This is a genomic window from Nonomuraea sp. bgisy101 (genome assembly GCF_057708945.1).
Map to the genome: position 1 here is coordinate 60970 of NZ_JBYITD010000005.1, position 15652 is coordinate 76621.

The 15652-nt window shown below is 72.1% G+C and carries 16 protein-coding genes; 5 read left to right on the top strand and 11 right to left on the bottom strand.

Annotation, left to right across the window (positions count from 1 at the left end; genetic code table 11):
* The first annotated feature begins 74 nt into the window (after window positions 1-74).
* Window positions 75-974, top strand: coding sequence for a hypothetical protein (locus tag AC3EO4_RS10955; RefSeq protein ID WP_431895181.1), 900 nt, complete (start codon window positions 75-77; stop codon window positions 972-974).
* Here AC3EO4_RS10955 and AC3EO4_RS10960 read toward each other — a convergent pair.
* Window positions 959-2092, bottom strand: coding sequence for a UDP-N-acetylglucosamine--N-acetylmuramyl-(pentapeptide) pyrophosphoryl-undecaprenol N-acetylglucosamine transferase (locus tag AC3EO4_RS10960; protein WP_431895183.1), 1134 nt, complete (start codon window positions 2090-2092; stop codon window positions 959-961). The genes AC3EO4_RS10955 and AC3EO4_RS10960 overlap by 16 nt on opposite strands.
* A gap of 142 nt (window positions 2093-2234) precedes the next feature.
* Here AC3EO4_RS10960 and AC3EO4_RS10965 point away from each other — a divergent pair, with 142 nt between their 5' ends.
* Together AC3EO4_RS10965 and AC3EO4_RS10970 are read left to right on the top strand one after the other, a co-directional pair.
* Window positions 2235-3767 (top strand): cytochrome P450 family protein, encoded by a 1533-nt coding sequence (locus AC3EO4_RS10965; RefSeq protein WP_431895184.1) that lies wholly within the window; start codon window positions 2235-2237, stop codon window positions 3765-3767.
* Window positions 3768-3776: 9 nt separating this feature from the next.
* Window positions 3777-4715, top strand: coding sequence for a Ppx/GppA family phosphatase (locus AC3EO4_RS10970; RefSeq protein WP_431895186.1), 939 nt, complete (start codon window positions 3777-3779; stop codon window positions 4713-4715).
* A 65-nt stretch (window positions 4716-4780) separates the two neighbouring features.
* On the opposite strand, the gene AC3EO4_RS10975 is transcribed toward AC3EO4_RS10970, so the two are convergent.
* From AC3EO4_RS10975 to AC3EO4_RS10990, 4 genes are read right to left on the bottom strand one after another with little or no spacing between them, the layout of a single operon-like run.
* A complete protein-coding gene (locus AC3EO4_RS10975) occupies window positions 4781-4918 on the bottom strand; it encodes a hypothetical protein (protein ID WP_379568627.1) in 138 nt (45 codons plus the stop codon).
* Complete coding sequence (locus AC3EO4_RS10980) at window positions 4915-5343, bottom strand: ATP-binding protein (protein ID WP_379568625.1); 429 nt, start codon at window positions 5341-5343, stop codon at window positions 4915-4917. The genes AC3EO4_RS10975 and AC3EO4_RS10980 overlap by 4 nt, the downstream gene beginning before the upstream one ends.
* A 9-nt stretch (window positions 5344-5352) precedes the next feature.
* Window positions 5353-5601 (bottom strand): hypothetical protein, encoded by a 249-nt coding sequence (locus tag AC3EO4_RS10985; RefSeq protein WP_379568624.1) that lies wholly within the window; start codon window positions 5599-5601, stop codon window positions 5353-5355.
* A gap of 29 nt (window positions 5602-5630) precedes the next feature.
* A complete protein-coding gene (locus tag AC3EO4_RS10990; RefSeq protein WP_431895187.1) occupies window positions 5631-6188 on the bottom strand; it encodes a TetR/AcrR family transcriptional regulator in 558 nt (185 codons plus the stop codon).
* 99 nt (window positions 6189-6287) lie between these two features.
* On the opposite strand from AC3EO4_RS10990, the gene AC3EO4_RS10995 reads away from it, so the two are divergent.
* Complete coding sequence (locus AC3EO4_RS10995) at window positions 6288-7844, top strand: MDR family MFS transporter (protein WP_379568620.1); 1557 nt, start codon at window positions 6288-6290, stop codon at window positions 7842-7844.
* A 3-nt stretch (window positions 7845-7847) separates the two neighbouring features.
* On the opposite strand, the gene AC3EO4_RS11000 is transcribed toward AC3EO4_RS10995, so the two are convergent.
* Complete coding sequence (locus AC3EO4_RS11000; RefSeq protein WP_379568618.1) at window positions 7848-8345, bottom strand: GNAT family N-acetyltransferase; 498 nt, start codon at window positions 8343-8345, stop codon at window positions 7848-7850.
* 128 nt (window positions 8346-8473) lie between these two features.
* Between AC3EO4_RS11000 and AC3EO4_RS11005 the strand changes: the two genes are divergently transcribed.
* Window positions 8474-9406 carry a GNAT family N-acetyltransferase gene (locus AC3EO4_RS11005; RefSeq protein ID WP_379568616.1) on the top strand — a complete coding sequence of 311 codons (933 nt, stop codon included), beginning with the start codon at window positions 8474-8476 and terminating at the stop codon, window positions 9404-9406.
* Between the two features lie 169 nt (window positions 9407-9575).
* On the opposite strand, the gene AC3EO4_RS11010 is transcribed toward AC3EO4_RS11005, so the two are convergent.
* The 5 genes from AC3EO4_RS11010 to AC3EO4_RS11030 are packed head-to-tail and all read right to left on the bottom strand — an operon-like array spanning window position 9576 to window position 15619.
* A complete protein-coding gene (locus tag AC3EO4_RS11010) occupies window positions 9576-10865 on the bottom strand; it encodes an AAA family ATPase (RefSeq protein WP_379568614.1) in 1290 nt (429 codons plus the stop codon).
* On the bottom strand, window positions 10862-12310 hold the full coding sequence (locus AC3EO4_RS11015; protein WP_379568612.1) for a hypothetical protein: 1449 nt from the start codon (window positions 12308-12310) through the stop codon (window positions 10862-10864). Before AC3EO4_RS11015 ends, AC3EO4_RS11010 begins: the two co-directional genes overlap by 4 nt.
* Entirely contained in the window at window positions 12307-13401 is a 1095-nt protein-coding gene (locus tag AC3EO4_RS11020) for a hypothetical protein (protein WP_431895190.1), read from the bottom strand. Before AC3EO4_RS11020 ends, AC3EO4_RS11015 begins: the two co-directional genes overlap by 4 nt.
* Window positions 13402-13440: 39 nt before the next feature.
* Window positions 13441-14244, bottom strand: a complete 804-nt coding sequence (locus AC3EO4_RS11025; RefSeq protein ID WP_379568608.1) for a hypothetical protein — start codon at window positions 14242-14244, stop codon at window positions 13441-13443.
* Between the two features lie 4 nt (window positions 14245-14248).
* The gene (locus tag AC3EO4_RS11030; RefSeq protein WP_431895191.1) at window positions 14249-15619 is read right to left on the bottom strand and encodes a serine/threonine-protein kinase; all 1371 of its coding nucleotides are present in this window, start codon (window positions 15617-15619) and stop codon (window positions 14249-14251) included.
* Window positions 15620-15652: the final 33 nt, after the last annotated feature.

Here is a 15652-nt window from a genome sequence, read left to right on the forward strand (position 1 = left end):
GCGTGACGGGGGAACGTCCGATCGAAAGCGTGAACCCTTCCGCCTCCTCGACGGCTGAGCTTATGATCCAGGGAATGTCGGGACAGGACGTGGCGGTCGTGGTCGATCCCGGCGTGCCCGAAGAGGTGGCCTGGACGTTCAGGGCCAACGCCCCGCTGCTGTCGCGCATCAGGGCCGGATGGCGGCCGCGACCCGAGCCCGAGTTCGTGCCGGGGACGCCCGCCGACAAGCTCACCCTTGTGGGCGTTCCCGCTCTGCTCGCGCTGGCGATCGGCTTCCTGGTCACCGGCGCGGTCCAGCCGGCCTTCCTCGGCTTCGGCGCGCTCGTGCTGCTGTTCACGGTCAAGATACTCTCGCCGGGCTCGCAGCCCGAGGACGAGCCGGGCGACGAGCACGAGATCTTCGAGCAGGCCCGCTGGTACGACGGCCGCTACCACCTGCCCGAGGACTTCGACCCCGAGGCGCTGGCGCTGATGGCGCGCACCCAGCGGGCGGTCAACTCCGTCCTCGGCTCGCACGTCAACGCCGAAGGGCTGCTCGACAACGTGCGCAACGCCGTCATGCTGCCCCAGCAGGAGTGGGAGATCGCCCGCCTGCTGGCCAAGCTGTCGGCCCTGCGCGCCGAGCACAACCAGCTCATCGCGCGCGGCGTCGCCCCTGAGGTGGCCCAGGCCGTCCAGCCGCTCGAACGCGCCCTGGCCAGCAGCGAGGCGGCGGTCGTGGCCAGGGTCGAGGCGCTGGAGCGCTACGCGGGCCACGTGGCCGACGCCGAACGCGCCTACCACGCCCGCGGCCAGATCGAGGAACTGCGCGCCCGCCTGCCGCGCTACGAGGAGCTGGTGGCCGAATCGGGCGCCGACGGCTTCGCCGTACCGGAGATCTCCAGGCTGGCCGACGACGCCGACCAGTTGGAGGAGACGCTGCGCAGGAGTGTGGGCGAGGCGCACGAGGCCTTCCGCTACCTGGACGGCTGAGCGACCTCCAGCAGCACGTCGGCCAGCGCCTCCGCGGCGTCGACCCGGCCCAGCTTGTGGGCCGCCTCGGCCATCGCGGCCCGCAGCGCGGGGTCGGCCAGCAGCGGCATCAGCTCGGCCAGCAGCAGTTCGGCGGACGGGTTCGGCTCCAGCAACGCCTTGGCGGCCCCGCCGGAGGCCAGATAGGAGGCGTTCTTGCGCTGCTCGTCGCCGCCGCTCGGGATGAGCGGGACGAGCACGGCGGGCTTGCCGATCGCCGTCAGCTCGGAGACCGTGCCCGCGCCGCTGCGCGCGATGACGACGTCCGCGGCGGCGAACAGGTCGGGAAGCTCGGCGCCGACGTAGGGGACGGGGTGGTAGCGGTCGGCCAGCTCGGGCGGCAGCACGATGGCGCGCATCTGCTCGATCCACGCGGGCCCGCACTGGTGGATCACCTGCGCGTACGGCAGCAGCCGGGGCAGGATCTCCGCGAGCATCGTGTTGATCTGCTTGCTGCCCTGCGCGCCTCCCGTCACGTAGATGAGCGGGACCTCGAAGGTCAGCCCGAACTGGTCGTAGGCCGCCGCCCTGTCGCCGTGCAGCAGCTCGGGCCGCACCGGGTTGCCCGTCACGACCGCCCTGTCGCGCACGGAGGCGGGCAGGTGCTCCAGCGACGATTCGTGCGAGAGCGCGATGCGGGTGGCCATCCGGGCCAGGATGCGGTTGGCCAGGCCGACGACCGTGGTCTGCTCGTGCATCACCAGCGGGCGGCGCAGCAGCTTGGCCGCGACTCCGATGGGCACGGCGACGTAGCCGCCCGTGGACAGCACCACGTCCGGTTTGTAGCGGGCGGCGTGGCCGATCGCCTGCATGACGCCCAGGGGGATGCGGAACAGGTCGGCCAGGTTGGTGCCGAGTTCGCGCAGGTTCGGGCGGCGGCGCAGCTTGCCCGTGGTGATCGCCTGGAACGGGATGCCGTGCTCGGCGGTGATCCTGGCCTCCAGGCCGCTGGCCGTACCGACCCAGAGGACGTCGTGGGGCAGGCGTCGCCGCTGCACCGCGGCCAGGGTGGTGAGGGCGGGATAGGTGTGGCCGCCGGTGCCGCCACCGGTCACCAGCAGACGAAGGGTTCGTGTCACGAGGTCAGCGTATTGCCGCGCGGGCGGGCAGTCGCGCCCCGGTGCCGCTCCGCTCGCGCCCCCGTGTCGTCCCTGCGGCGGCGTGGCCGGTCGCGGCCACCCCTCGAGTGTCACGACCATCAGGAAGGGTATTCGCCCAGATATGCCGACAATCACCCAGGGCGACCTGTTCACCGCGACGCTGGAGGTCCTGGATCATCCACCGCTCGGCGTACCCGCCCTCGACGCGGGTTCGCGCGAGGCCGTCGTCCGGCTGGCGGGCGCGAAGTCGCTCGTGCGGATCCTCGACGGCGGAGAAGGACACGACCTCGATCTGGCGTTGCCCGGCGGCTACCGGAACAGGGAGGGCAAGCTCAGGCTCACCGCGCACCGGCTCACCAAGGACGTGTTCGCCATCGAGGCGGGTGAGCGCAGGATCGCGCTGCTGCGTCTGCGCGACAGGGCCGTAGGCCTGCCCGACTTCGACCCCGAGGGCAACCACCATCCCGCGCTCCGCCCCACCAGGCCGTTGCGCCTGCGGCGCGGCAGGACCCTCGGCAGGGCCTCGCTGTGGGAGACGCTACGGCTCGGCGTGGAGGTGGCGCTGCCGATCATCGCCCAGGGCGCCGTCCTGCGCCGCCCGCTCGGCGTGCGGTTGGCCGCCCTGACCAGGGCCGACCAGCGGGCCAACCGGTTGCTCGCCAGGCTGCGAGACCGTCACGACGGCGGTCCCCTGCTGGTGCGGATCCCGCTGCGCGGCTGGGCGGTGATCCCGCTGAGCGAGGCCGATGTGCGGCGGACGCTGCACGGCGCCGAGTTCACCCCTGCCAACAAGGAGAAGCAGGGCGCTCTCGGCCACTTCCAGCTCGACGCCCTCCTCGTCACCAGGGACCCCGAGCTGCGCGCTCAGCGACGCGCCTTCAACGAGGAGGTGCTCAGGCCTGACATGATCGCCGACGCCGTGCGCGCCAAGGTCGCGGACGAGGTGGCGACGCTCCCCACGCGGGGAGTGATCACCTGGCCGGAGTTCCACACCGCTCAGCGGCGCATCGCGCGGCGCGTGGTGCTCGGTGACGCGGCCCGCGACGACGAGCAGCTCACCAGGCTGCTGGACCGGCTGCGCGGGGACGCCAACTGGTCCTACTTCGCGGCCCGCCGTACCGACGTGCGGGTGGCCTTCCAGCGGCGGCTGGAGGCGCACCTGCGCAGGGCCGAGCAGGGCAGCCTCGCCCGCGTCCTGGCCCAGACGCGCGCCGACCCCGCGGTGCATCCCGAGGGCCAGGCGCCGCACTGGCTGTTCGCCTACGACGCCGCGGGCGTCGCGGCATGGCGGGCGCTGGCGTTGCTGAGCGCACGCGAGGAGCCGCGCGACGCCGACCGCCTGCGCGCGGCGATGCGGGAGTCGCTGCGGCGCTGGCCCACCACCCCGGCCATCCTGCGCGACACCACGGCGCCGACGACGTGGCGCGGGGTCACCGTGCCCGCGGGCAGCATGGTCGCCGTCGTCACGTCGTTCATGGACGAGGTGCCCTTCAGCGACGGGCCCGCGAGATGCCCGGGGGAGGGGCTGGTGATGCTCACGGCGACCCACGTGCTCGATGAGATCCTGCGTGAGAGAGAGGTCAGGATGGTGGGCAGGCCGCCCCTTCTCGATCACTTCAGGCTCCGCTTCGCCGTACGGCCGCGCGAACGATAGCGTTCGCCCATGCGACTCGGCGTTCTGGACATCGGCTCCAATACCGTTCATCTGCTCGTGGTGGACGCGCACAGGGGAGCCAGGCCCATTCCCGCCTATTCCCACAAGGAAGAGATGCGTCTCTCGGAGCACCTGGAGGACGGCGACCGCCTCTCGAAGCGGGGCATCGAGCGGTTGGGCGCGTTCGTCGCGGAGGCGCTGCAGATCGCCGAGGACAAGGGCGTCGAGGACTTCATGGCCTTCGCCACCTCGGCCGTCAGGGAGGCCGCCAACGGCGAGGAGGTCGTCGCCGAGATCAACGCGGGTTGCGGAGTGGACATCAAGGTCCTGTCGGGCAACGAGGAGGCGAGGCTGACGTTCCTGGCCGCGCGCCGCTGGTTCGGCTGGTCCTCGGGCAGGCTGCTCACCCTTGACATCGGCGGCGGGTCGCTGGAGATCGCCTCGGGCATGGACGAGGAGCCGGACGTCGCCGCCTCCCTGCCGCTGGGGGCCGGGCGGCTGACCCGTGACTGGTTCACCGCCGACCCGCCGCCGGCCGACGAGGTTCGCAAGCTCCGCAAGCACGTCCGCGCCGAGATCGCCCGCAGGGTCGGCGACGTCGTCAAGTACGGCGTGCCGCACGCCGCGGTCGCCACGTCCAAGACCTTCAAGCAATTGGCCAGGATCGCCGGGGCGCCGCCCTCCAGCGACGGCCCCTACGTCTCGCGCTCGCTGACCAGGGCCGACCTGGCCGAGTGGGCGCTCAAGCTGACCAAGATGGGCGCCGCCGCGCGCGCCGAGCTGCCGGGTGTCTCCGAGGGCCGCGCCGCCCAGCTCGCGGCGGGCGCGCTCGTGGCCGACGCCACCATGGACCTGTTCGAGATCGACAAGCTCGACGTGTGCCCGTGGGCGCTGCGCGAAGGCGTCATCCTGCGCCGCCTCGACCTGCTTCCGGGCCGGCTGGGCTGACTCCATAGCGGGATGGACCCGGACAGGTCGCACGGAAGCGACACTTCTCTAGATAGCTGCATGAGCTAGTAGAAACCGGGCAGCGGCCACGTCATGTTGTGGACACTGCTCAGCCTGGCCGCCTCGCTGGCGATCATCCTTGGGTTGGTCGCCCTCGCGCTGGTCGCCATCTCCGTCGTCGTCCTGCTCGTCCTCGCCCTCATGGCCGCGGTGTCGGCGAGGGAGTCTCGTTCTCGAAGCGCAGTCTCTTCTCCAGGCTGACGATCGTCCCGCGCTCCCTGCGCTGGGTGAAGCGCACGTCGTCGGCCAGCGCCCGCATGATCTGCAGCCCGCGGCCGTGCTCGGCGCCGGGGCTCGGCTCGTCCACGCTGTGCGGGTCGAACCCCGCGCCGGTGTCGACCACCCTGATGACGCAGCGGTCGTGATAGACGCCCGCGCTCACCGTGTACTCGTCGCTCGACACCGCGTGTTTGATCACGTTGGCGCAGGCCTCGCTGAGCATGAGCTCGATGTCCTCCCTGATCGGCCGCACGACATGCAGCGAGCGCAGGGTGCCGTCGAGGGTCTGCCTGATCACCGGCACGCTCGCCGCGTCCCTGGGCAGCCGAAGTGCGATGGTTGCCTCCATTGCCGCCTCCTAGATCTCAGGGATGTGGCCGACCGCGCGCTCCTCGCCCCTCTCCGCGATCATCTGGTTGAGAGTCTCGACGAGTTCTTCCTCCTCGTAGTCCCCGTCGGGCAGCCGATCGAAGTAGACCATCAGGTCGGCGGGCAGTTCCGCCGCCGTCATCCGCTCGGTGATCTCCAGCCGGCTGAGCCGCTCCTGACCTGTGTAGAGCCCGTCGATGAGCTCCTTGACGCGTGTGATCTCCTCTTTCCCTGTCATGGGATGGCCCGTGCCCCCAGAGACGCGTCTCAATCGCCGCACGGGCCTTCGAGGATCTCCAGCGCAACACTGCGGGCGATCTCGCGCCGCTCCTCGTCGGTGAGGTCGTAGTGCTGGGTCAGCCATATCCCCGTGTGGAGCGTGAACAGCGCCATCGAACGGCGCAGCCGTACGCGGACGGGGTCGTCGGGGGCGCTGAGCGCCTCGGCCACCTCCAGCATCCGCATGCGCATCGCCTTGATGGTCGGGTGGTCGCGCAGCGAGGTCTGGTTGCGCTCGAGGAAGCGGCCGAGATCCTGGTGGCGCGAGTGCTCGAGTTGATCGGCGTAGCGCTGGAGGAACTCCCTGCGGGTCTCGGGAGTCTGCGGCTGTGACCGCAACCAGGCGAGCATCTCGTCCTGCTCGGCGATTCTGTCGCCGGCCACGCTGGCGACGATGTCGTCCTTGGTCTTGAAGTGGTAGTAGAGGGCCGCCTTCGTCACGCCGAGCTCCTCGGCGATCTCGCGTAGGGAGGTGGCTTCGTAGCCCTGCTCGGTGAAGAGCCTGAGCGCCACCTCCTGGATCTTCGCCCGCGTATCTTCTCGCATTTCGGTCCAATTTCACTTGACGGCCGGCAAGTAAGACTTTAGCTTAGCGTGGGCTTGCCGGTCGGCAAGTAAGTGAAACGTCAAGATCGGGGAGATTCCGTGGAGCGACGGCGGGAGGTCATGGCGGTACTGCCAGGCCTGATGCTCGCGATGGTGCTGGCCATGCTCGACAACATGATCGTGGGCACCGCGATGCCCCGGATCGTCGAGGAACTGGGCGGGCTGACCCACCTGTCATGGGTGGTCACGGCCTACGTGCTGGGAACGACGGTCTCGACCCCCATCTGGGGCAAGATCGGCGACCTCTACGGTCGCAAGAGCATCTTCATGGCCTCGATCGTCATCTTCATGGTCGGATCGGTGCTGTGCGGCATGGCAGGCTCGTCGATGATGGGCGGCCCCGCCGACGGCATGGCCGAGCTCATCGCCTTCCGAGCCGTGCAGGGCCTGGGCGCGGGCGGCCTCATGGTCAACGCGATGGCCATCATCGGCGACCTGGTCCCGCCCCGCGAGCGCGGCCAGTACCAGGGCATCATGGCGGGCGTCATGTCCCTGGCGATGATCGCGGGCCCGCTCGTCGGCGGCTTCATCACCGACCACCTCGACTGGCGCTGGGCCTTCTACGTCAACCTGCCCGTCGGCGCGATCGCACTCGTCCTGCTCGCCGTCAAGCTCAAGCTCCCCAAGCACCGTACCGAGGCCCGCATCGACTGGCTCGGCGCGATCCTGCTGTCGGTCGGCATCACCGCCCTCGTGCTCATCACCACCTGGGGCGGCAACGAGTACGACTGGGGCTCGCCGCAGATCCTCGGGCTCGCCGCGCTCGCCGTGGTCACCCTGGCCGCCTTCATCCCCGTCGAGCGGCGCGCCGCCGAGCCGATCATGCCGCTCCAGCTGTTCCGCAACCGCAACTTCACCCTCATCTCGGCGGTCGGCTTCCTGCTCGGCTTCGCGATGTTCGGCGCGATCAACTTCCTGCCTCTCTACCAGCAGACCGTGCAGGGCGCCTCGGCCACCAACTCCGGCCTGCTGCTCCTGCCGATGATGGGCGCGGCGATGGTCGTGTCGCTGTTCGTCGGCAAGGCGATCACCAACACCGGCAAGTACAAGGTCTACCCCGTGGTCGGCGGCGTCGTCATGGCGCTCGGCATGTTCCTGCTGTCGATGATGGGCGTCGAGACCCCCTCCTGGCAGACCGGCGTGTTCATCGCCGTCCTCGGCCTCGGCATGGGCTTCCTCATGCAGACCACGATGCTGATCGCGCAGAACAGCGTCGAGCAGAAGGACCTGGGCGTCTCCAGCAGCGCCTCGACCTTCTTCCGCTCGATCGGCGGCTCGTTCGGCGTCTCGCTGTTCGGGGCCATCTTCAACAACCAGCTGCTGTCGGGGCTGACCGAGAAGTTCGGCGCCCAGACCGCCGACAAGATGGTCGGCGGAGGCGGCAGGATGGACGCCGCCGCCCTCGGGCAACTGCCCGCTCAGGTGCGCACCGGCTTCCTCGAGACGCTGGCGTCCGCGATCTCCGGCATCTTCTGGTGGGCGATCCTGTTCGCGATCGTGGTGCCCGTCCTGGCCGCCTTCATCAAGGAGATCCCGCTGCGTGGCGGCCCCGCCGCGCAGGAGGAGGCCAAGCTCCAGGCGGCGGCGCTCGACTGACCCCTAGCGGGTGAGGTCGAGCTGCATGAGCTGGGTGTCGACCCACCGGCCCAGCTTGAAACCGACGCCGGTCAGCCGCCCGACGGAGACGAAGCCGAACGCCCGGTGCAACGCCGCCGAGGCGTCCTGGCCGGTGTCGGCGATCACCGCCACCACCTGCCGCGCCCCCGCCTTCGCGCAGCGCGGCAACAGCTCACCGAGCAGGGCCCTGCCCAGACCCTGCCCGGTACGGCCCGGCGCCAGGTAGACGGAGTCCTCCACGGTGTGGCGGTAGGCGGGCTTGGGCCGCCACTGGCCGGCGTAGGCGTAGCCGGCCACCTCGCCGTCCACGTCGGCCACCAGGAACGGCAGCCCGCGCTCGCCGAGCTCCCTCAACCTGGTCTGCCAGAAGGGCAGCTCGGGCGCGGTCTCGTCGAAGGTGACGACGCTGGTGGCGACGTAGTGGGCGTAGACGGCGGCCACGGCCGGCAGGTCGGCCGCGGTGGCGGGGCGGATCGGCACGAGCCCAGCCTATCGACCGCCGCGGCGCCGCCTCCGGGTCGGGACCTGGCCTGGACCGGGATGCCCGCCCCCGCGGCGTGCGAAAAACCGGAGGCGTCCACCCGGGACGACGGTGGACAATCATCGCCATGGATCGCCACACCCTCCGCCGCCCGCGGCCGGCGGACGCCGCCGCCGTGCACGAGCTCGTCGCCGCCTATGACATCTCGGTCATCGGCATCCCCGACGTCACGCCCGACGACATCGCCGACGAGCTCGGCGAGCTCGACACCGAGCGGGACGCGTGGCTGGCCGAGGACGCCTCCGGCACCCCGAACGGCTGGGCGTGGGTCCTCCCCAAGGGCGACAGCGACCAGGCCGACGTCGAGGTCGTCGTCAGGCCGGGCACCGGCGACGGTCTGACCGAGGCGCTCTGGGCGGCCGCCGTGGAACGCTCCCGCGAGCTGGCCGCCGAGCGCGGCCACGAGGGCATGACGCTCGACATCGGCGTCTACCGCGCCGACGAGGACAAGCAGGCGCTGGTCAAGGGGCTCGGATTCGAGGCCGCCACCAGCTTCCACCGGCTCGGCATCGACTTCGACGGGCCCGTCGAGGCGCCCGAGCCGCCCGAGGGCGTCACCCTCCATCCCGCGCTGACCGACGAGCTCAGGCGCGAGGCGCACCGCCTTCACCAGGAGGGGTTCGCCGATCACTTCGGCTTCGTGCCGCTGCCGTACGAGGAGTGGCTGGCCCGCAGGGAGTCCTCCGCGGCCACGGACTGGTCGCAGGTGCTCGTCGCCCGCGTCGACGGCCGGTCGGCCGCGCTGCTCGTGGGCACCGACCACTTCGCCGAGGACGAGAACCGCGGCTACGTCTTCACCCTCACCACCCTGCCCGCCTTCCGCGGGCGCGGCCTCGGCCGCTTCCTGCTGCGCACGGCCTTCGCCGGCGACGCCGCCCGCGGGCGCAGGGGCACGCTGCTGCAGGTCGACGCCAACAACACCACACCCGCGCTCGGCCTCTACACCTCCGCGGGCATGCGCCCCGTCCTCGTGATCGACGTTTGGCGCAGGCGGATCTAGACCCCGGCCACGTGGCAGGCCCTGCCGCTCGGCCAGGCCATGGCGTGGGGCGCGGAGCCGCGCCGACCCCGCCCACGAGCGGCACGAGACGAGATGCGTTCAGCGGCCGCCGGACGTCAGCCGGCGCACGGAGGCATGATCGGACCTCTCCGTGACGGGAGCCTGACCCTCAGCCGCCGTCAGAGACACGGATCCGATGCTTGGCCAGGTGCTCCAGCACCGACTGGTTCGCCTCCCAGCCGTCGGGGAACTTCACCGGCACGCCGAGCTGCACGGTCTCGGCCGAGGGGTGGGCGTCGAGCAGTTCGGGGATGCCCGCCCTCGCCACCACGACACAGGCGTGCCGGTGCCGGGAGGCCAGCACGCACAGCCGCCCGGACTCCAGGTGGAAGGCGGTGGCGTCCCTGCGGCCCGACAGCGGGTGCAGCACCACCGTCACGTCGTACTCCCTGCCCTGCAGCCGGTTGGCGGTGTCGACGGTGATCTCGGGCGGCACGCCCGCGTTCCTGATCGCCGCCACCTGGTCGCGGTGCGCGGCGCCGACCGCGATCCTGTCGGCCGTCACCGGCCGCTCGCCCTTCTCCGAGAGAGTCACCCCGCCGCGCTGCAGCAGCCTCGTCGCCAGCAGCGCCACGGCCTGCACGGCCTCGGCGTCCGTGCGGACCGTGTGGCGGCTGGGCAGCTCCAGCAGCGACCAGCCCGTCGCCGCCGCCTCCTCGAGCGCGCGGTCGTGCACCGTGCCCATGCCCTTCGTGGTGAGCCGCATCGCCCGCTCGTCAGGCCCCGTGCCGGACCTGAACCCGGTGAACGGATAGAAGGCCTGCGACACCACGGGGGCCGCCGAGGCCGGCAGCCGCCACGACACGGGCAACCGGTGCACGGGCAGGTCGGGGTTGTGGCGCAGCAGCACCGACACCGCGCTCTGCAGCGGATCCCACGACAGGCCCGCCCACCTGTCGGCCTCCACGATCGAGAACGGGTCGAGCTGGCCCGGGTCGCCCACGAACAGCGCCCGCTCGAACAGCCCGGCGATGCGCAGCAGCTTGTCCGAGCGCATCTGGTAGGCCTCGTCCACGATCGCCCACGGCCAGGTGCGGCCGCTGATCCAGGCCCACTTGTCCGCGGTGGCGATCACGATGGCCGGGTCGTTGAGATCCTGGATCCTGGTGCCGACGGTGACACTCGGGATCTCCAGCAGCCGTCGCGGCGGCACGTAGCCGGAGGCCGAGAGCCGGCCCACGGCCAGGTCGGGATGCTTGTCGGCGATGCGCTCGATCAGGTCGTCGACCTGCTCGTTGGTCTGTGCCACGATCATCAGCGGCTCGCCGGTCTCGGCCAGGTGCGCGGCCGCTCGCACGACCAGCGTGGACTTGCCCGCACCCGGCGGGGAGTCGACCACCACGCCCCTGTGCCTGGGCAGGTCGGCGAGCACGGCCTGGATGACCTCTTCGGGGCTCATGCCCACTCCTCCTGGGCGTCCTCGTCACTCGGGACGTACTCCTGGGGAGGGCCGCCGTGGGTCCACGGCGTGGCCTCCCTGTCGGGCAGCGCCGCCGAGCCCTGGAAGTCGTCGGTCAGCGAGGTGTAGCAGACCCGCTCGCCCACCTCGGGCACCGAGCCCGGCGCGGGGGTCCTGCCCCTGCCCATGCCCTTGGTGATCTTCAAGGTGACCAGGCCCTCGTGCACCTCGACCAGCTCGGCGGCCTGTCCCCTGCGGTCGGGCGTGCCGAGCGCGGCGCCCGGCTGCAGCCGTACGGGATCGTCGGTCTTGATCAGGACGACCGGCCGCAGCTTGCGGGAGCGGCCCTCGCCCTCGGTGTTGCCGGGATCGGTCTCGATCACCTCGCCCGCGAACGCCTCGCCGGTCAGGCGGTACTCGGCCATGATCAACGGATCGTCGTAGGCGCGCTGCACCTCGAAGGAGGCCTGCGCCCGCTCCATCCTGGACAGGCGGGCGGCCGCGGCGACCGCGCCGTCGCGGCGGGCCTGTGGCGGCGCGCCTTCGGAGATCTGCTCGGCCATCATGCTGAAGGAGCCCCTGTCACCCTCCCACCGCGTCGGCACGCTCGCCCCCTCGGGCAGCTTCCGCAGCAGATCGATGGCCTGCCACACCAGCCCCCACGTCGGCGCGAGCTGCGTGCGCAGCGCCTCGGTGACGCGCTCGGCCGCGCCGTCGTCGATCGCGGGGGCGAGCACCTCGGCGTCGAAGCCAGGATCGGTGGCCGGCCCCGCGGGCGGCCAGATCAGCGGATCCTCCGCCTCCTCGGCGGCCTCGGGGCCGTTCAGCCCCGGCGGCGGCGCGATCCAGCCGAGCAGCGCGGCCAGGTTCGCGTCCTCCAGCCCGCTCTGCCCGCTGGCCCAGTGGCGGCCGAGCTCCTCGGTGGCCGTCAGCGTCAGCGACGAGCCAGGATGGGCGGCCCGTTCGGCGAAGTACGTCAGCCACCTGCCGAGCAGCGGCACCTCCTCCGGTACCGGATAGGGCCCGTCGGTCCTGCGGAACCTCGTCGAACGGCCGAGCAGCCTGGTGAACGCCACGCCCGCGGGATTCGGCAGCACCAGCTGCGGCGCGTCCAGAGCCCGCTCGTAGGGATCGGCGTTCTTCCTCTCGACCGTCTCGGTGTGCGTTGCGAAGCCCTCGACGTACGGAAGCAGTGCCTCCGCGAGCTCGGCCATGAAGGCGAACCGCAGATCCCTGTTGCGCGGCTGGGCCACCACGAGCAGCCGGGGCCGGTCGCGGTCGGTGCCCAGCATCGCCGCCAGCGGAGCAGCCGCCTCGCCCGACAGCTTGAGCGGGACGAACACCATCGGGCGCTCGCTCACGTGGCAGTGGCGCACGGTGGCCGTCGGCTGCGCCACCCCCTCCTTGAGCGCCCTCAGCCGGGCCAGTGACGTCAGGATGCTCACGCCAGGCACTCCCTGCGCAACCGTTCGGCGTCTCGGAGCAGGCGGGCGATCTCCTCCTGCCCGGGGGCGGGATCCCTGCGACCCTCGGCCAGCGCCAGCGCCTCCTCGACCGTCGCCACCCCGCCGAGCGCGTCGCGCACCTGCCGCCCGAGCAGGTCGGAAGCGCCGTCGCGGCGGGCCTCGTCGCGGCAGAAGAAGCACAGATCGCAGGTGGACAGGCAGTCGGGCGCGTAGCGGGCGGCGACCTGGTGCAGCGCCTCGGCCAGCTCGGCGGCCGGCCTGGCCGGCACCCCCTCGTCATCGGGCCACAGGTCGAAGGTGACGCCGTCGGGCAGCTCGGCGAGCAACCTGTCGATCGAGGTCATCCTGGCCAGTTGCCGTTTCAGCACCGCGAGCTGCCTGCGCACGTCGACCAGCGTCGCCACGGGCCTGTTGGCGAAGTTCTCGGGGCAGACGAGAACGACGTCGTGGGCGACCCGCAGGGGGTCGTGGCCGAGTTCCTCCAGCAGCGTGCGCAGCGCCAGCACGTACACCGCCGCCTGCCTGGCCGCGGCCGCGACCGCCGCGGGGTCGGCCTGCCCGTCGATCACCGCGAACGACTTGATCTCCACGATGTGGAACTGCTTGCCGCGCTGGAAGGCCACCACGTCGGGCTCGAGATACGCGGTGTGCCCCGCGATGCGCAGGCTGAGCAGGGGATGGTCGTAGAGCGTGCCCTGCTCCTCCCGCGCCGCCCTGTCGAACAGCGCTCTGGTGTGCGTGTGGCGCAGGTGCGCGCCGACGTTGTGGACGTCCTGGTAGGCGACCTCGTCGATCGGCAGCCGCAGCAGCTCGCGCAGCATCCGCAGCAGTTCCGCGCAGCCGTCGGCCTTCACCAGCGCCTCGAACGCGTTGCCCCTGGTGATCGCGAAAGGCGACTGCCCGAACGGCGCGGGGAAGCCCAGATGCCTGGCCGCCCTGTCCTTGTCGACACCCGCGCCGTCCATCAGCGCCCTGCGCGCGCAGCCGGGATTGGCGGCCAGCGCGGCGATCGCCCTGGCGTCGTGGGGTTTGGCGGGGGTGGTGCCTCTCAGCGCGTCGAGCCCGTTCACCCGCTCATGCCTCCACTCTTCTCCCAGGCCGTGCGACCATCACGCGCACGCCGCCTTCCTCGCGATCTCGCTCAGCGTAGTGGCGCCGAACAGCCTGGCGGCCTCATCCAGCTGCCGTCCGGCGCGTTCGGCCAGCTCGGCGCGTTCCCGCGTGTCGGCTTCCAGGTGCACGGCCAGCTCCGCCCGCGCCGCTCTGACCACCACGCCGGGCTCGGGTTCGCCGAACCCGCCTGCCGCCCCGGGCACGTTGCGCGCCATCCTGGACAGCAGCCGCCAGGCCTTCTCCGACGGCTCCTCCAGCTCACCGACCCGGGTGGCCACCCGCACGGTCGACAGCAGGAAGTCGACGCGCGGACTGCGCGGCCCCACGACCCTCCGCTCCTGCGGCCAGGTGCTCACCGCCAGCAGCCCGCGGGCGGGGGTGAGCCGGTCGGTGAGCGCGGCACACACGTAGTGGGGCCTGCCGTACGGCGAGCGGCGAAAGGTCCGCTCCTCGTCGCGCCTGAGCGTGCTGAGCTGGGAGCTCCTCAGCGGCTCGGAGAAGAACGCCTCGTAGACGCTCACCACCAGCCGGCCGGCGGCGGGAACCTGGAGCAGGCCGAGCGCGTCGCGTACCCGCTCCCGCACCGGCGGCCCCGTCCTGGCCCCGCCCCGCGCTCCTGCGATCGGCTCGCTCCGGGGCTCCGGAGGGCTGCTGACCTGGAGGTCCCACGCGCGCTCCGCCTTGCGCAGCTCGCCGCGCAGCTCGCGTGCGAGGGAGAGGTCCCTGTCCCGCACGGCGGCGCGCACGCGGGTGCGCAGCACGTCGATGCTGCGTTCGAGGGTGTCGAGGTCGTCGGGCACGTCTTCACCGGCCCTCGAGGATCATCAGCACGACCCCGACGGCGATCATGACGGCGAACAGCGCGGAGGCGGTGGCGTAGCCGCGCGTCGCCGCCCGCCGCGACAGCGCGGTCGGCGCCCCGTGAAGGTCGCCGCCAGGCGCCCCCACCCACCCGCCGGGGTGGCCGAGCCCGTGGCCAGGACCGGTCGGCGCGGCCCCCCACCCGCCCATCGGCGCCTTACCCGCGTGCTCGGGAGCCACATGGCCAGGAGGCACAGGGCCAGGAGGCATATGGCCAGGAGCCGCGTGGCCAGGTCCGGTGGGCGCGCCGGCCCATCCTCCCGGCTGCGGCCCCGCGTGGCCAGGCCCCGTGGGCGCGTGTGACCACGCCGCGGCCTGCCCGGCTCCGGTCTGGACGGCCTGCCATCCGCCCTGCGGGCCGGTGGACTCTGCGGGCCATCCGCCGAACCCGGGCCGGTCGGCTTCGGGACCGGTGAGCGGGAACCCGCCCTGCGACGGCGACGCCGCTCCACCGGTGCCCCACCCCCCTGACTCAGCGACTGACCCGGCGCCGCCGCCCAGGAAGGCGTCGGGCGACAGGGCGGCGAGGGCGTCGCGGAAGGCGGCGGCCGAGGGGGTGCGCCGGCTCGGATCGGTCGCCAGTGCCTGCCGCAGCACCTCGGTGAAGGCCGCGGGCACCCCGGGAATCTCGGGCACGGGCTGCCGGTGCAGCGCCATGATCACCGCCAGGTTCGCCACCCCGCTCTCGGGAAAGCGCGGCGGCCGCCCGGACAGCAGCGCGTAGAGCGTGGCGGACAGCGAGTAGACGTCGCCCGCCGCGCTCGGCTCGGTCAGCTCGAACGCCTCGGGCGGCGCGTAGGCGGGCGTCAGCGACTCCCGCGTCACCGACACCTCCGCCCCGGGCTCGGGCATGGTCGCGAGGCCGAAGTCGGACAGCACCACGTGGCCGTAGCGGTTGATCAGGATGTTGGCCGGCTTGACGTCGCGGTGCAGCACCCCGGCCGCGTGCGCCGCCGCCAGCGCGTCGGCGATCCTCACGCCGACGTCGCGCACCTCGGCCACGGGCAGCACGCCCGACCGCATCCGGTCGGACAGCGACCCGCCGGGGCACAGCTCCAGCACCATGTACGGCCTGCCGTCGCGCAGCACGCCCGCGTCGTAGACGGCGGCCACGTGCGGATGCCCCGACAGCGCGCCCGCCGAGGTGACCTCGCGCATGAACCGCCGCTGGTCGCGCTCGGAGACGAGAACCCTGCTGTCGACCTTGAGCGCCACCTCCCTGCCCACCGCCAGCTGCCTGGCCTGGTAGACGACGCCGAAGCCGCCCTGGCCGAGCAGCCCGAGCACCTCGTAGCCTGGCACCTCGGGCGCCACAGCCCACCTCCGATCGCGGTCCTGGTGCGGCAG

Excerpts from the sequence above, each read along its gene's own strand:
- AC3EO4_RS10955 (WP_431895181.1), top strand. The coding sequence starts at position 75 with ATGTCGGGACAGGACGTGGCGGTCGTGGTCGATCCCGGCGTGCCCGAA.
- AC3EO4_RS10965 (WP_431895184.1), top strand. The coding sequence starts at position 2,235 with ATGCCGACAATCACCCAGGGCGACCTGTTCACCGCGACGCTGGAGGTC.
- AC3EO4_RS10970 (WP_431895186.1), top strand. The coding sequence starts at position 3,777 with ATGCGACTCGGCGTTCTGGACATCGGCTCCAATACCGTTCATCTGCTC.
- AC3EO4_RS10975 (WP_379568627.1), bottom strand. The coding sequence starts at position 4,918 with ATGAGGGCGAGGACGAGCAGGACGACGACGGAGATGGCGACCAGCGCG.
- AC3EO4_RS10980 (WP_379568625.1), bottom strand. The coding sequence starts at position 5,343 with ATGGAGGCAACCATCGCACTTCGGCTGCCCAGGGACGCGGCGAGCGTG.
- AC3EO4_RS10985 (WP_379568624.1), bottom strand. The coding sequence starts at position 5,601 with ATGACAGGGAAAGAGGAGATCACACGCGTCAAGGAGCTCATCGACGGG.
- AC3EO4_RS10990 (WP_431895187.1), bottom strand. The coding sequence starts at position 6,188 with ATGCGAGAAGATACGCGGGCGAAGATCCAGGAGGTGGCGCTCAGGCTC.
- AC3EO4_RS11005 (WP_379568616.1), top strand. The coding sequence starts at position 8,474 with ATGGATCGCCACACCCTCCGCCGCCCGCGGCCGGCGGACGCCGCCGCC.
- AC3EO4_RS11010 (WP_379568614.1), bottom strand. The coding sequence starts at position 10,865 with ATGAGCCCCGAAGAGGTCATCCAGGCCGTGCTCGCCGACCTGCCCAGG.